Origin of the sequence: Tateyamaria pelophila (assembly GCF_019966495.1) — a bacterium.
In the GTDB taxonomy this organism is placed as follows: Bacteria; Pseudomonadota; Alphaproteobacteria; order Rhodobacterales; family Rhodobacteraceae; genus Tateyamaria; species Tateyamaria pelophila.
In genome coordinates this window covers 1-14,790 of record NZ_JAIMIA010000037.1, presented here as the reverse complement: position 1 = coordinate 14,790, position 14,790 = coordinate 1, and the positions used below count along the sequence as shown (strand labels likewise).

Sequence of the window (14,790 nt, the reverse complement as noted above, 5' to 3'; positions counted from 1 at the left end):
CTTATAAGAAGGGTGCGTTCTGCCGACGTTACGGCCGACAGAACAGTAGTCCAGAATGCCGTGTACCGCCACAGGAACTGCGGCGGTACAGGACTGTTCTTAGTGGTCTTCGATCGCGCCGCCAGCACCGCGGGGGATGCGGACGCTTTGCACGAGATCCTTGATCTCTTGTGGTGTCTCCTTTGTCATACCACTGACAAAGTAGGCTACTGCAAAGTTGATCATCGCGCCAATCGCACCGAACGAGGTGGACTGGACCGGACCCAGCAACGGATTAGCGTCGGTGAAGCTGTTGGTATCCGGAATAAAGAACCAACCCTTGTGCAGGAAGATATAGACCAGCGTGACCACCAGACCCGACAGCATCCCTGCAACCGCACCTGTGTTGTTGATCCGGGTGGAGAAGATACCCATCATCAGCGCAGGAAAGATAGAGGCCGCCGCAATACCGAAGGCCAAGGCCACTGTTTGCGCCGCGAACCCCGGAGGATTGAGCCCCAGAATAACCGCCACCACAATCGCTGCCGCCATCGAAATCCGGGCTGCCATAAGCTCGGTTTTCTCCGACATGTTCGGCGCCAACTGACCCTTCAGCAAGTCATGAGACACCGCCGAGGAGATCGCCAGAAGCAAACCCGCCGCCGTTGACAGAGCCGCCGCAAGGCCGCCCGCAGCAACAAGGCCGATAACCCAGCCCGGAAGGCTTGCGATTTCGGGGTTGGCAAGGACGAGGATGTCACGGTTGAAGTTGGTCAACTCGTTGCCCACCCAGCCATTTTCCGCCGCCTTGGCTTGCAGTTCGGCATTCTGATCGTTGTAGTACTGGATCTTGCCGTCGCCGTTCTTGTCTTCCCAGCCGAGAAGGCCGGTTTTCTGCCATGTGGCCATCCAGGCATATTCCGGATCATTGTCGATTGCCTCGACACTGACAGCTTCGCCATTGGTTCCATTCGGCCACATCAGTTCAGAGATATTCAGACGCGCCATGGCACCAACCGCAGGTGCGGTGAGGTAGAGCAAGGCGATGAACACCAGCGTCCAGCCAGCAGACCAGCGGGCGTCGGACACTTTTGGAACGGTGAAGAAGCGCATGATCACGTGAGGCAAGCCGGCAGTCCCGATCATCAGCGTCAGGGTGAACAGCACCATGTTGATGGTCGAGCCATGGGCCGCCGTGTACTCGGCAAAACCAAGGTCACGCACGATCTGGTCAAGTCTCGCCAACAGGGGCTCGCCCGATGCGATGTCAGTGCCAAACAGGCCCAATGCGGGGATCGGGTTGCCTGTGAGTTGCAACGAGATGAAGACCGCCGGGATCGTATAGGCCATGATCAACACGCAGTATTGTGCCACCTGGGTGTATGTCACACCTTTCATGCCGCCGAAAACCGCATAGGCAAACACCACACAGGATCCGATCAGAAGGCCCCAGGTCGTGTCGATCTCGAGGAAGCGACCAAAGGCGATGCCGACGCCCTGCATCTGACCGATCACGTAGGTGATGGAGGCCACAAGCAGACAGACCACGGCAACCATCCGCGCCGTCGAGCTGTAGAACCGATCGCCGATGAACTCGGACACCGTGAACTTGCCGAATTTGCGCAAGTAAGGTGCCAGCAACAGCGCCAAGAGCACATAGCCCCCTGTCCAGCCCATCAGGAAGGATGAGTTGTCGTAGCCGGTGAAGGCAATGAGGCCCGCCATCGAGATGAACGAGGCCGCAGACATCCAGTCCGCCGCCGTGGCCATCCCGTTCGTCACAGGATGAACGCCGCGGCCGGCTGCGTAGAATTCCGACGTAGACCCGGCACGGGCCCAAATCGCGATGCCGATGTAAAGCGCGAAGGACGCGCCCACAAACAGCAGGTTAAGTGTAAACTGATCCATATTTCCTATTCCTCATCCACGCCAAATTGCTGGTCGAGCTTGTTCATCCGCCAGGCATAAAAGAAGATCAGCACCAGAAAGACGATGATCGAGCCTTGCTGTGCGAACCAGAACCCCAGATCGGTTCCACCGACCGGAATGCCTGAAAGCAGCGGACGGAAAACGATTCCGAAGCCGAATGAGACCAGCGCCCAGATGACAAGGCTGATCTTGATGAGACGCACATTGGCACTCCAATAGGCGTTATTTTCTTCATCGATTTGAGACATGAATTATCCTCCTCCATGTGATTTCCCGAGAGGTCGGTCAGACCTCCCGACTTGGTTCGCTACGCCTTGACCTGCGCGACGATTGCGTTGAGCGCAGAGGCGATTTTGTCAATCGCGCCCATGGCAGGAACGCGATGCAGCGCCCCTTTTGCCTGGTAGTACTCGATCAGCGGTGCGGTCTGGGCGTGGTACGCCTCCAACCGCTGCGCCACGGTTACGGCGTTGTCGTCCGCACGGCGTTTCATGTCCGTGCTGCCGCAATGGTCGCATGTGCCTGCCGTGGTCGTGGGTTTGAAGCTGTCGTGATAGCCTTCGCCACAGCCGCCGCAGGTGAACCGGCCCGAGATCCGCTCGACCATCGCCGCGTCCTCGACCTCGAGGCTGATCGCCGCGTCGATGCGCTGGCCGCTGTCGGCCAGCAATGCGTCCAGCGCCTCCGCCTGCACGGTCGTGCGGGGAAAGCCATCCAGGATGACACCCTTTGCTCCGTCAGGTTCGGCCAGACGGTCGCGCAGGATGGCGATGACGATATCGTCGCTGACCAGATCGCCCGCTTTCATCACGGCCTCGGCCTGTTTGCCTGCAGGCGTGCCCGCGGCGACGGCGGCCCGCAGCAAGTCACCTGTCGAGAGTTGTACGAGGCCGTGAGCCTCTTCCAGCATGCGGGCCTGCGTGCCCTTGCCGGCCCCGGGAGGGCCAAGTAAGATCAAAACGGGGGCGGTTTCCGGCATTTTCGCGCCGTCCATCACGCATTCTTCCGATTCATGCGGTTGTCGATAAGGTCATCGACGACAGAAGGGTCCGCGAGGGTCGAGGTGTCGCCCAGGGCGGCGAAATCATCTTCGGCGATCTTGCGCAGAATACGGCGCATGATCTTGCCGGACCGGGTCTTGGGCAGGCCGGGGGCCCACTGGATCAGATCCGGCTTGGCAATCGGCCCGATTTCGGTGCGCACCCAGGTTTCAAGCTCCTTGCGCAGGACGTCCGTAGGTTCTTCGCCGTTCATAAGGGTCACGTAGGCATAGATGCCCTGGCCTTTGACGTCATGCGGATAGCCGACCACGGCGCTTTCAGCGACCTTGGCATGAGCCACAAGCGCGCTTTCCACTTCGGCGGTGCCCATGCGGTGGCCGGACACGTTGATCACGTCATCGACGCGGCCCGTGATCCAGTAATCGCCGTCTTCGTCGCGACGACATCCGTCACCGGAGAAGTAATAGCCTTTGTAGTCGCCGAAATAGGTTTTCTCGAAGCGGTCATGGTCGCCCCAGATCGTGCGCATTTGCCCGGGCCAGCTGTCTCCAATGCACAACACGCCTTCGACGCCGTTGCCTTCGATGACTTCACCCGTTGTCGGCTCCAGAACAACAGGCTTTACGCCAAAGAAGGGGATTTGTGCCGCGCCGGGTTTCAGATTGGTGGCCCCCGGCAGGGGTGTCAGCATGTGACCGCCGGTTTCCGTCTGCCAAAAGGTATCCACGATGGGGCAACGGCCCTTGCCGACAACTTCGTTATACCAGTTCCACGCTTCGGGATTGATCGGCTCACCGACCGAGCCCAGAAGGCGCAGATCGGACAGATCATGCTTTTCGACCCATTCCTTGCCGGCACCCATGAGGGCGCGAATGGCGGTGGGCGCGGTATAGAACTGGTTGACCTTGTGCTTGGCACAGACTTCCCAGAAGCGGCCCGCATCGGGGAACGTCGGCACCCCTTCGAACATGATCGTCGTCGCACCATTGGCCAGCGGGCCATAGACAATATAGCTGTGGCCCGTGACCCAACCCACATCCGCGGTGCACCAGAACACGTCGCCCTCGTGGTAGTCGAATACGATCTCATGGGTCATCGCAGCATAGGTCAGATAGCCACCGCTGGTGTGCACAACGCCTTTGGGCTGACCAGTTGACCCGGAGGTGTAGAGGATGAACAGCGGATCTTCCGCAGCCATTTCCTCTGGCGGACAATCGGCCGATGCAACATTCATCAAGGCGGTGCAGTCGTAGTCCCGATCGGTCCAGGTGGTCTGGCCGCCGGTGCGCTTGACCACCAGACATTTCACATTGTCGTTGCAATGCAGCAATGCGGTGTCCGTGTTTGATTTCAGCTTGGTTTCTCGTCCGCCTCTGGGTGCCAGATCCGCGGTTATGACGACTTTCGCGTCACATCCGTTGATCCGCGCACCTAGGGCGTCCGGGGAGAAACCGGCAAAAACGATGGAATGAATGGCTCCGATCCGGGCGCAAGCGAGCATCGCATAGGCGGCCTCCGGGATCATGGGCAGATAGATGACAACCCGGTCGCCTTTGGTCACGCCCAGATCCTTGAGGACGTTGGCCATCTTGCAGACCGACGTGTGCAGATCGCGATAAGTGATGTGCAGCGACGCATCCTTGGCCGGGTCATCAGGCTCCCAGATGATCGCGGTCTGATCGCCACGTGTCTCGAGGTGACGGTCGATACAGTTAGCCGAGACGTTGAGCGTACCGTCCTCAAACCAGCGAATGTCGATGTTTCCAGGCTCAAAGGACGTGTTCTTGACCTTGGTAAATGGCTTTATCCAATCGATCCTTTTGCCCTCTTTGGCCCAGAACGCGTCTGGATCCGAAAGGGACGCGGCATACATCTTTGAGTAGTCCTTGGCAGTGACATGTGCCCTTGAGACTGTCTCCTCGGATGGCGGGTAGCTATTGGTGTGCGATTTGTCTGGATTGTTCATTGTAAAATCTCCTCCGGAATGATGTTCGCCGGGTCGGAATTGGCAAAAACACTCATGTCACGAGTATAAAGCAGCCATGGGAAATTTGGTGCGATTACAGCTGTCTTGAGTTGAGTTGAGTAAATAATTTTTTGGAAAAATGGATTTTCGTTGTAAATAAATTTACTGATTAGGTTTTTATTAATTAATTGTAGCGGGTTGAAGGAAGTAAAAATGTGTCATGAGTCAACGAATTGGTATGCCATTGCATGCCATTGTATGCGTTTAGAGGTCCAGTATGCCGTTCAACTCATGCGACAAATTGTCAACATACCCTTGTCAGACGCCGTGTCTCAAGCATTTCGGCGCGGTGCGTCCGAGCTTAGTGTCGAATCGAACGCGTATCGACCTGGCACTCTGAAAACCGCAGGGACATTGGCCTGCGCCATGCGCTACTCCCGCGTGCACAAGCAGACTTGCGAAACAGGCTCCGCGCGGAGTGCAAACGCCCTTGGCAGTTCCTTCGTGCATTTGTACATTGGCGACTTTCCTGCCTTGTGGCATGTGACAATCATGTCGAATGGAAAGGTGCGCTGTGTTCACCCGCTACGCGATCTATTACACGCCGGACATCGGCACGCCATTGGCCGAATTCGGCGCCAATTGGCTGGGCTGGGACTCGGCTTCGGGTCAGTCGCGCCGTCACGGTCAGATTGAAAGTCTCGACATCGACGCCATTACAAAGACGCCCCGCAAGTATGGGTTTCATGGCACGATCAAGCCACCGTTTCGGCTCGCCGATGGCGCCGATCCAGACACATTGACCAAAGCGCTGGCCACCATATGCAATGAAACCCCGCCGGTCACGCTCGACGGACTGGTGTTGGCGCGGTTGGGTCGCTTTCTGGCGCTGGTGCCCGTTGGGGATGCCGCAGAACTGGCCACCGTCGCATCCACTGTGGTGCAACGGCTGGACAGTTTCCGCGCCCCCGCGGATGAGGCAGAACTGGCCAAACGGCGCGCATCGCGCCTGAGCCCTGCACAAGATGCCAATCTGGTTACCTGGGGCTATCCCTATGTACTGGATCAGTTCCGGTTTCACATGACGTTGACCGGTCCGCTGCAAAAAGATGTGCGCGCCGGGGCATATTCGGCGCTGCAATCTGTTGTCTCAGAACTGGAGCTTTCGCCGTACCGCATGACCGGATTGACACTTTTGGGCGAGGACTGTGCAGGCATGTTTCATCAATTGGAACGCTTCCCGTTGCTGGGATGACGCGCTTCCGCTCAGAGAAGGGCAAGTCCGTTGCGAAAGCCAAAAGAAGGCGGCCTTGCGAAAATGATGCAATCGCCCACCTCGATGGGTCAGCAGCTTGGCCGGGGAAAAGATGATACGGGATGCCTTGGACCGCACTCTGCAACCAGAGCAGACAGGCGGCATGTGTCTCACAGCTATTGTCGGGCCTGTCGCGCTGTAGTCCAACGCTTTCACGACGATCCATCGACAATGATATCGAAACTCTGCTACCGCGCCTGGCGCATACCCGCGCTGGAAACGCCTGAAACAATGCGGCTGGGGATCATTGGAGCTGTCACGTAGTTGAGATGCGCAGATCGCTCTGTTTCTCTGTCAGTATTGGAAGTTCACCCCCGCAAAGATCCCCCATTCAGGCTGGCCGGGTCCATCGTTAGCGACCGTATACTGCGGCTCGGTGAATACGTTCATCACCGCGTCATTGAGTTTCGTGACCTTGCCAATACCCAAACCGACTGGCACTGCATGATTGTCGGTCTCAAATTCGTAGGTTCAGACCGCAGCGGACCGCAGATACCAACCATCGCCCAATTGATAGAAGGCGAAAGGCTGCAAGGCCCGGATGTTGACGTCAGCGCGATCATCATCGTCCGCCACACTCGCTTGCCACGTCAATAGGTACCCCCACTGAAACTTCGGGTTCGTCGCATTGAACAGTACATTCGCAAACCCAAGCGACCATTTCTCGGAGCCAAAACTGTCCTCGGTGGCTGTCGGCAAGGTGATCTGTGGACCAATGCTAAAACTGATGGCCGGGTTGGCGGTATCTAGCAGGTAAGCGGCGAAGACATTGATGTCTCCGAGCCCCGTGTTGCTACCGCCGCCTGTGGTGGGGAAAGCATTGAGCGGCACGGTCGCCCGCATCAACCAGGTACACCCGAAGGCATCGAACGGACGAGCGTAGCGGAGAAAGAACTGGTTGGCATCTTCATCGCTATCGGTCAGCGCTCCGGTGTACTGGTTCTGGAAGGTCAGCGCCGTCGTGTTGGCAAGCGGGTTGTTTGCCTGAGCATCGCTATCCTGAGCGTGCGCCTGAGGGGCAAACGCAAAAGCGATTATGTATTTCATGACTATATCTGAAAGTTAAGATTCACTTCTCCTTGCTTTGCCTTTTCGAGCACCTGAAAGACGCAGCTTCTTTGCCGGACGGGTCACTTGATTGGTTTGTCATGGCGAGAAAGGCGCGGGGCATTTGTCGACCGCGACACCCTTTCTGTTCACCAAAAAGTCCTTTTCAAAGGCGATAATGCCGCTCAGCGACACTGGCGGATAAGATCTGAACAATCCATTCCAGTTTTCTGATGCCTGAAGATTGTTTTCGGCTTCGGCACCACAGTTGAAATGCAAGGTATAGGTTCCGTCATCGTTCGGCTTGGCTTCCCGAGAGCTGATCTTGAACGGGTTGCCAACCGCCATTTCGAACGAAGTTCGCTTGTGTCATCAGACCACGCGAAGCGGCCAATATGAGCACAACCGCGTGGTGCGCGGGTAGCGGCATATCGCTTTTGGTAGCACAAACGACGATCCCACGTTTTTCCGCCGCGGTAATGTCAATGCTGGAGTTGCGACGTTCCGTGGTTCCGATCAGTTTGAGTTTGGAAGGAGGCACGATCATCCCCTTCGGCATGGGAGTCAATTCTCTCATGAGGCTGATAAAATTGACGGGCGCATTGCCTCGACCAGGGCTTCGCCTGGCATGCGGTCGTGAAAACCGGTAAGGTTTCTGTCGATCTTGGACCAATCACCCATCTCGCGGGCAATGTTGTAGAGGTCATCCCATACGGCCCTTTCTTTGATCATCTCGATTGTTGAAACGCATTTAGTTAGGGACCAACAAACGGCCGGGGAAGCTCCGGCAACGCCTGCAGCAGGCCTTATGGGAAGTTGCGATTTTGGAATGCCGGTCAGAAAAAGCAATCCGATGAGGCTGAGGGATGTCTGGACCACTGTTCGCGCCCAGGTCGCCTTCGCCACGAGCCGAAGAAACACAACAAAGAAAAACGACAGTGCGATCACAAAGCCAAACAACGCCGTCAGGATCTGATCTTCCCCCTTTGAATTGGTCCGCCCCTTTGGTTAGCAAACGAAGGTTCAAATATGGGACTCAAGCGACACAAGCCGGAAGATATTGTGACCAAGTTACCGCAGGTTGAGGTGCTTTTTGGCCAAGGACGTCCGCGCATTGATGCGACCACGCAGGAGCAGATAGGCCCGCTGAGAGCGCAACTTGTGAACTCCACTCCTGATCCATGCTGCCATTTGCACGAATGGCCGCTTGTCCCGCTGCGCGGCGGCACGGCGTTTGTCGCTCATGCCGCATTCATCGAATTGTGCGCGCTCGCAGCACGAAATCGTAATGGCGGACTGGGCCCGGAATGGCCATGGGGTCCTGTGGGAAATCGTGAAAACGTTGCGCAGCGAGGCCGCTGTCGTGGAAGGCGCTGAGCTGCCGTTAGTCAAACTGTCCAGATGCTGCGGTGCGGCCCTTCAGACCGGACTTTCGCCGCACGTGCAAAATCGGGAAATGGTCAAACGAACAGTCTGCGTGACTTTGCGGACCGCCCCACACATTCAACCAATGTTGGCTTTGCTCTGAGGATTACTCTCTCGCTACTCTGTTCCAGGCGTATCCATCACAAGCGAGGCGGTCATGATATTGCTCAGCGTGCGCGCAACACAGGCGCTGGAATGCGGTGCATTTGCGAAAAGCGCAGGACGCCCCGCGCCGAACGAATTTGATGCCCCCCGCGTTTCCAGCGACACAGTGAAGAAGCGGAGAAAATCGGCATAAGGGTCCGTGCCATCCTTGCGCGGGAGATAGTTCAGACGGCCCTCGCGATGACTGGCCGCATAGATGCTCCGACCTTCCTTGATCGTTTCCAACACGACTATGCTGTCGAGTGTTTCGGGGTCTATGGCCGTGGGGTCTTTGGACAGGATCACGAGATCGGCAAGCTTGCCCGGCTCCAGCGATCCTTTGCGATCCTCTTCAAAATGCTGATAGGCAGGCCAGATCGTCAGGGATTTGAGGGCCGTCAGCACATCGACCCGCTGCGCCGGACCGATGATATCGTTCGAGCGTGACCGACGGGTCACCGTGGCATCAAGAATGCGCATACTGTCGGGAAAAGCCACAGGCGCGTCATGGTGGCTTGAGAACATCATGCCCCGTTCGCGCACCCATCCGGTGGGTGAGATATTATCCGCAGCCGCAGGACCGACCGTGCGATCACGGTGCCAGTCGCCCCAGTAGAACGTGTGCATGGGAAAAAGGGACGGGAAGACATCAAGGCGGTTATAGGCATCCACCTGATCTTCTCGCATGAATTGGCCATGGATCAGAACCGGCCGCCGGTCGGCTTGCCCATGCGTTTGCGTTGCCGTGTCGATGGCACCGATCAGAATATCGGACGCGCCCTCGCCATTGGCATGTACGAGGATTTGCACCTCGTTTTCGAACGCCCAATCCACGGCGTCAAAGACCTGATCATTCGACGCCGACGCATAGCCTCGATAGTCAGCCCGGAAGCCTTCGGGCGGGTTGAAATAGGGGCGGTCACGCAGCGCGGTAAACCCCTGCGGCGAGCCGTCGATGGTCAGCTTTGCGCCCCCGACGCGGAAACGGTCAGTATAGTTGCGGGTTTGGTTCGCCAGAATATAGTCGCGGTCCACCAGCACATCGGGATAGGTCACCACATCTATGTCCAACCCTTCCTCGGTGGCGACCGCCTGCATCAGGTCCGCCACGGCGGGAACGGATCGCCCCTCTTGCGCGGTGGTATATCCAAACGAGGTGATCAATTCGACGCCCGCGCGGAAAATCGCACGGTTGGCCTGTGCATCAAGCCCGCCCAGCAAGCCGCTGATCACCATGGTCGCGGCGTTCTCTTCCAGCACACCGTTGGGCTCCATGCTGCCGTCGCGCCGCCGGATGACACCACCTGCCGGGTCTGGCGTTTCGGCAGAAATACCCGCAAGTTCCAGGGCTTTTGAGTTGGCCACGCCAAGGTGGCCGGACTGGTGGACAACATAAACGGCGATGTCGGTAGAGACCGCATCAAGCTCGTCCCGCGTCGGGTGGCGCTGCTCGGCAAGCTGGGCATCATCATATCCAAAGCCAAGGATCAGACCCGCCGCGCCGACACGCTCGGGCTGGGCCTCTGCAAAGTCGCGCAGCACCTGTTGCAAGGTGGGAATATCGTTGACCGCGCCATCAGGCGCGGGCAGCATGTTCGCCGAAAGCGCCTGAATGCCGATCATGAACACATGACCATGCGCATCCACGAAGCTAGGGATCATGGTGCGGCCTGCCAGATCAATGACCTCGGTCTGAGGGCCCTGAAAGCCCATCACGTCATCTGTGTCGCCCACCGCGATGATCACGCCGCCTTTTTCCGCCAGAGCGTCGGCCCGCATCGCGTCATCAACCATCGTCAGGATCGGTCCACCCACCCAGATGCGGTCGGCCACAACAGTCCCGGCATCGTTTTGGGTGGCAGAGGCATGTTGCTCGCGGAAATACGTCCACGCATCGACCTCACTGCCGTCGGCAAGCGTGCAGACACCACGCTGACCATCGGCCTCATCCACGATGTTATATGTGCCACCTTGGTCAGCGCAAAATGTAGCGGCAGGGTTGGCGAGTTCCGATGCGGATGCAAGGTTTGCAAGACAGGTCAAAAGCAAGCTGGCTATCACTGAGACGGAACGGAACATAATGGAAGGCCTATCTATTTTAGCGGTCTGCGCAATAACGTTGTCTTTCTGAAGTCCGCCGACGGGGCTGGTCTACGGCCTGCGAAAAATTGACAATATGTATGCAGTATCGAAAAGGAAGCAATCTTCTGTCAAGCGCCGAAGCGCGGACATCGGCGTCCACATGTTCGTCAGTCAGATTGGCTTTGACGACGTTTTCGCCGTGCTGGTCACGAGTGGCTGGTTCGGGAAACACCGCCGTTCGCTGCGCAGTCCACAGACTGGAAAGGTGCGGACAAATTGTGCCTTCGTTGCGGCTGCGCCGATGTCTGCGTTCGAGATCGTTCAACAACCGGTCCAACTTGGAATGCCAAAACGCCTCATTCAGATATGCTGTATGATAGCTGTGTTTTTGGTTGCGGAACTGTCAACATAAGACGATGATCTGCCTCATAAAGGGAGATAATTATGAAATTAGTAAGAATTACGGCTGCCGCAGCCGCGGCCTTTCTTTCATTCGGCGTGGGGACTGCTTTTGCGCAGGAGCGCGAGCAAATGATGGAGCAAGTCCACTTCTTGATTCCTGGCGGGGCAGGAGGTGGCTGGGACGGCACCGCACGCGGTGTCGGGGAGGCTTTGAAGAACTCCGGTTTGGTTGAGACTGTTACGTTCGAGAACATGTCCGGTGGCGGCGGTGGCAAGGCGCTGAACTATATCGTCGAAAACGCGTCCAGCAACGCCGGGACGCTGATGGTTCACTCGACACCGATTATCGTGCGGGCCCTGAACAAGACCGTCGATATGGGCTTTCGCGACGTAACGCCGGTTGCAGGCATTATCGGCGATTATGCAGCCGTTGTCGTCGGCAAGGACAGTGATTTCGAAACATGGGATCAGCTTTACGCTGCATATCAGGGCGATCCGGGCAGTGTTGCTATCGGCGGCGGCTCGTCACCGGGCAGCATGGATCACCTTGTACCAGCATCGATCATGCAGGAAGCGGGCAGCGACCCGCTTGATATGCGCTATGTGGCCTATGACGCCGGTGGAACAGCCATGGCCGGGCTTCTGTCCGGAGAGATTGCCGCACTGTCCACGGGGTTGTCCGAAGCGATTGCCTTGGCTGAAGCAGGCGAAGTCCGTATCCTCGCCGTGACTGCGCCAGAGCGCGTGGACGTAGTGCCGGACGTGCCGACCTTCAAGGAACTCGGCGTCGATATCGAGTTCGTCAACTGGCGTGGTTTCTTTGCCGCCCCCGGCCTGCCCGAAGAACAGCGCACGGCCTATGCCGATCTCCTTCAAGAGATGACGACGACAGAAGCCTGGGCCACCGTGCGTGACCGCAACGGCTGGATCGACATCTTCAATCGGGGTGAAGATTTCTCGGCATACCTGACCAATCAGGAAGCCGAGATGCAGGAACTGATGACCGGAATGGGTTTCATCCAGTAAAATACCCTGAATCTAACCGCCCCTGCTGGGGCGGTTAGATCTTTACCTGTCACGTTCGGTAAGGACATCCAGTCATGACTCTTGATCGCTCAATCGCTCTTTTCATGCTGTTGGTATGCTTCCTTTATGGCTATTCGGCATGGTTCGTAATGGATCCGACGATCCCGCCCTTCATGGCGCGCAACCCGGTATGGCCATCGTCCTTTCCCAAGATACTTGCAATCGGTGGGGCGTTTTTCTCGATCCTCGTTCTGATTTCACCGCACAAGCCCAAGGACGATCCCGACATCGATCTGTCGCGGATATCGGACTACAACTACGGGCAGGCAATCGGCCTGCTTGCCCTTATGGTGGCCTATGCGTTCTTGTTGGTGCCGCTCGGGTTTCTCGCCTCGACGTTCCTGTTTTTGATGTTGGGCAGCCTTGCCCTCGGGGAGCGGCGATGGGTCGCCATGATTCTTGCATCCGGCATCGCGAGCGGCGGCATCTGGTATTTGGTTCAGGAAGTGCTCGGTATCTTCCTTCGTCCGCTGCCTGCACTGATGGGATTTTAAACAATGCTCGAAGGTCTTCTTATTGGTCTGTCGACCGCCTTTTCGTTCACCAATATCGCAATGGTCATCGGCGGTTGCCTGATCGGCACGTTCATCGGGATGTTGCCCGGGCTTGGTCCGATGTCGATCATCGCAATCATGATCCCTATCGCGATCACGATCGGCGATCCCGCCGCGGCGCTGATCCTGCTGGCAGGCGTCTATTACGGCGCCATCTTTGGCGGGTCGACTTCGTCGATCCTGATCAATGCGCCGGGGGTGGCATCCACGGTTGCGTCTAGTTTCGACGGGTACCCGATGGCACGTCAGGGCATGGCCGGCAAGGCGCTGACCATTGCGGCCATCGCCAGCTTTGCCGGCGGTACGATCGGCGCGGTTCTGCTCATGATTTTCGCGCCGATGCTGGCGTCGGTGGCGCTGCTTTTTCATTCTGCTGAATATTTCGCGCTTATGGTTGTCGGACTTTCAGCGATTGCGGCCTTTGCAGGGACCGGAAACGTCGCCAAGGCGATGTTGATGACTGTCGCTGGGTTGATGCTGGCGACGGTCGGGACATCGGCACTGTTTAACGCACCGCGCTTTACGGGCGGTATAATGGAGCTGCAATCTGGGATCGGCTTCATCACGCTTGCCATGGCCATGTTCGCCTTACCGGAAGCGCTCTATCTGGTTCTCGACCCTGAACGATCGAAACGTTCAGGAGACAGCGGAAAGATCACGAACCTGAGGATCAACCGTTCCGAAGCGCGCCAGATCGCGCCCGTCATCGGACGTCAGTCGATCCAGGGGTTTTTCATCGGCGTCCTGCCGGGGGCGGGTGCTACGATTGCGTCGTTTTTGGGGTACGCGGTCGAACGCAATATCGCCTCTGCCGAAGATCAGAAGATGTTCGGAAAGGGTTCCATCAAAGGGCTGGCCGCGCCTGAAAGCGCCAACAATGCTGCGGCTACGGGATCTTTCGTGCCTTTGCTGACGCTTGGTATACCGGGGTCAGGGACGACAGCTATTCTGCTTGGTGCGTTGCTGGCCCTGAATATCACGCCGGGACCGCGCCTGATGATCGATACCCCGGAAATTTTCTGGTCTGTCATCATCTCGATGTATCTGGGCAACCTTGTATTGCTCTTCCTGAACCTGCCACTGATCCCCTACATTGCCAAGATCCTCTCTGTGCCGCGCAATTTCCTGATCCCGTTTATCTTGTTTTTCACACTGATGGGGGCCTATATCGGGCAAAACAATTCCACCGAACTGTTGCTGCTGGTGGGTTTCGGTGTTCTCGCCACTATCCTGAAATTTGCCGACTTTCCGCTTCCGCCTCTTTTGATCGGGTTCATATTGGGCGGTATGCTGGAAGATAATTTTGCACGCTCCATGCAACTCTACGATGGCATCCGCTTCATCTGGGAGCGCCCAATGACCATGGGCCTGCTGATCCTTGCGCTGATCCTCATCATATTGCCAGGACTTCGCAATCTGCGCGTGCGTGCAAAACAACGCAGGGGCGTCTCTACACCAGATTAAAGGTTTCCCAACTGCTCCCAAATCTTCGTTTGAGACGCACGCGCAAAACAACCTGATCGAAGCCACCAGAACCGCCGATCAAAACGAGCCAGTTTTTGAAAGTTTTTGGCCTGATAGCAGACATCCGTGCATCGCGCAGCATCCGTAAAGAGAGCTCTCTAACGCAGTTACACTGATCGCAGCAAATCTGGTCGAGTGATCAGAGGCGGCTGTCGCGAATGGACACATTACAGGCATCCAGCCGCGCCTGCGATGCGGCGTGTCCACGCGGTCCTTCGTGCATCTTACAGCATTTTTCCTGGGTTAGATGACCTCAATGGTATTCCTCCGGTGAGGGCCGTCTTTTTGATTGTTGGGGATTTTTGTAGCGTTTGCATTTATGAGCAGCAGCAAATC

13 protein-coding genes are annotated in these 14,790 nt (G+C 57.1%); 4 read left to right on the top strand and 9 right to left on the bottom strand.

Translation table 11 applies throughout. The features are described 5' to 3' along the window. Positions 1 to 99: 99 nt before the first annotated feature. Genes LC354_RS13085 through acs form a run of 4 tightly spaced genes read right to left on the bottom strand, consistent with a single transcriptional unit; the run spans position 100 to position 4,875 of the window. On the bottom strand, positions 100 to 1,887 hold the full coding sequence (locus LC354_RS13085) for a sodium:solute symporter family protein (RefSeq protein WP_223424515.1): 1,788 nt from the start codon (positions 1,885 to 1,887) through the stop codon (positions 100 to 102). Between the two features lie 5 nt (positions 1,888 to 1,892). Beyond that, the gene (locus tag LC354_RS13080; RefSeq protein WP_223424514.1) at positions 1,893 to 2,156 is read right to left on the bottom strand and encodes a DUF4212 domain-containing protein; all 264 of its coding nucleotides are present in this window, start codon (positions 2,154 to 2,156) and stop codon (positions 1,893 to 1,895) included. Between the two features lie 59 nt (positions 2,157 to 2,215). Then, positions 2,216 to 2,902, bottom strand: coding sequence for an adenylate kinase (locus LC354_RS13075; protein ID WP_223424513.1), 687 nt, complete (start codon positions 2,900 to 2,902; stop codon positions 2,216 to 2,218). Continuing rightward, on the bottom strand, positions 2,902 to 4,875 hold the full coding sequence (acs, locus tag LC354_RS13070; RefSeq protein ID WP_223424512.1) for an acetate--CoA ligase: 1,974 nt from the start codon (positions 4,873 to 4,875) through the stop codon (positions 2,902 to 2,904). The genes LC354_RS13075 and acs overlap by 1 nt, the downstream gene beginning before the upstream one ends. 574 nt (positions 4,876 to 5,449) lie before the next feature. Between acs and LC354_RS13065 the strand changes: the two genes are divergently transcribed. Next, a complete protein-coding gene (locus tag LC354_RS13065) occupies positions 5,450 to 6,130 on the top strand; it encodes a DUF1045 domain-containing protein (RefSeq protein WP_223424510.1) in 681 nt (226 codons plus the stop codon). Positions 6,131 to 6,661: 531 nt separating this feature from the next. Here LC354_RS13065 and LC354_RS13060 read toward each other — a convergent pair. From LC354_RS13060 to LC354_RS13040, 5 genes are all read right to left on the bottom strand, one after another. Further along, positions 6,662 to 7,237, bottom strand: a complete 576-nt coding sequence (locus LC354_RS13060) for a hypothetical protein (protein ID WP_223424494.1) — start codon at positions 7,235 to 7,237, stop codon at positions 6,662 to 6,664. Positions 7,238 to 7,529: 292 nt separating this feature from the next. Then, positions 7,530 to 7,796: a Rossmann-fold NAD(P)-binding domain-containing protein gene (locus LC354_RS13055; protein ID WP_223424492.1), complete on the bottom strand. Its 267-nt coding sequence runs from the start codon at positions 7,794 to 7,796 to the stop codon at positions 7,530 to 7,532. A 14-nt stretch (positions 7,797 to 7,810) separates the two neighbouring features. After that, positions 7,811 to 8,197, bottom strand: a complete 387-nt coding sequence (locus LC354_RS13050; RefSeq protein WP_223424489.1) for a hypothetical protein — start codon at positions 8,195 to 8,197, stop codon at positions 7,811 to 7,813. Between the two features lie 111 nt (positions 8,198 to 8,308). Then, entirely contained in the window at positions 8,309 to 8,482 is a 174-nt protein-coding gene (locus tag LC354_RS13045) for a hypothetical protein (protein ID WP_223424563.1), read from the bottom strand. Between the two features lie 297 nt (positions 8,483 to 8,779). After that, complete coding sequence (locus LC354_RS13040) at positions 8,780 to 10,885, bottom strand: amidohydrolase family protein (protein WP_223424486.1); 2,106 nt, start codon at positions 10,883 to 10,885, stop codon at positions 8,780 to 8,782. Positions 10,886 to 11,332: 447 nt separating this feature from the next. Here LC354_RS13040 and LC354_RS13035 point away from each other — a divergent pair, with 447 nt between their 5' ends. The 3 genes from LC354_RS13035 to LC354_RS13025 all read left to right on the top strand — a co-directional run bounded on the left by LC354_RS13035 (position 11,333) and on the right by LC354_RS13025 (position 14,394). Continuing rightward, positions 11,333 to 12,316, top strand: coding sequence for a tripartite tricarboxylate transporter substrate binding protein (locus tag LC354_RS13035; RefSeq protein WP_223424483.1), 984 nt, complete (start codon positions 11,333 to 11,335; stop codon positions 12,314 to 12,316). 74 nt (positions 12,317 to 12,390) lie between these two features. Beyond that, entirely contained in the window at positions 12,391 to 12,870 is a 480-nt protein-coding gene (locus tag LC354_RS13030; RefSeq protein ID WP_223424480.1) for a tripartite tricarboxylate transporter TctB family protein, read from the top strand. Positions 12,871 to 12,873: 3 nt separating this feature from the next. Continuing rightward, positions 12,874 to 14,394: a tripartite tricarboxylate transporter permease gene (locus tag LC354_RS13025; protein ID WP_223424478.1), complete on the top strand. Its 1,521-nt coding sequence runs from the start codon at positions 12,874 to 12,876 to the stop codon at positions 14,392 to 14,394. Positions 14,395 to 14,790 lie beyond the last annotated feature (396 nt).

What these genes read in the sequence shown, in the direction of transcription:
- LC354_RS13080 (WP_223424514.1), bottom strand. Translation starts at nt 2,156, where the DNA reads ATGTCTCAAATCGATGAAGAAAATAACGCCTATTGGAGTGCCAATGTG.
- LC354_RS13045 (WP_223424563.1), bottom strand. Translation starts at nt 8,482, where the DNA reads ATGAGCGACAAACGCCGTGCCGCCGCGCAGCGGGACAAGCGGCCATTC.
- acs (WP_223424512.1), bottom strand. Translation starts at nt 4,875, where the DNA reads ATGAACAATCCAGACAAATCGCACACCAATAGCTACCCGCCATCCGAG.
- LC354_RS13075 (WP_223424513.1), bottom strand. Translation starts at nt 2,902, where the DNA reads ATGGACGGCGCGAAAATGCCGGAAACCGCCCCCGTTTTGATCTTACTT.
- LC354_RS13085 (WP_223424515.1), bottom strand. Translation starts at nt 1,887, where the DNA reads ATGGATCAGTTTACACTTAACCTGCTGTTTGTGGGCGCGTCCTTCGCG.
- LC354_RS13035 (WP_223424483.1), top strand. Translation starts at nt 11,333, where the DNA reads ATGAAATTAGTAAGAATTACGGCTGCCGCAGCCGCGGCCTTTCTTTCA.
- LC354_RS13040 (WP_223424486.1), bottom strand. Translation starts at nt 10,885, where the DNA reads ATGTTCCGTTCCGTCTCAGTGATAGCCAGCTTGCTTTTGACCTGTCTT.
- LC354_RS13060 (WP_223424494.1), bottom strand. Translation starts at nt 7,237, where the DNA reads ATGAAATACATAATCGCTTTTGCGTTTGCCCCTCAGGCGCACGCTCAG.
- LC354_RS13055 (WP_223424492.1), bottom strand. Translation starts at nt 7,796, where the DNA reads ATGCCGAAGGGGATGATCGTGCCTCCTTCCAAACTCAAACTGATCGGA.
- LC354_RS13030 (WP_223424480.1), top strand. Translation starts at nt 12,391, where the DNA reads ATGACTCTTGATCGCTCAATCGCTCTTTTCATGCTGTTGGTATGCTTC.
- LC354_RS13025 (WP_223424478.1), top strand. Translation starts at nt 12,874, where the DNA reads ATGCTCGAAGGTCTTCTTATTGGTCTGTCGACCGCCTTTTCGTTCACC.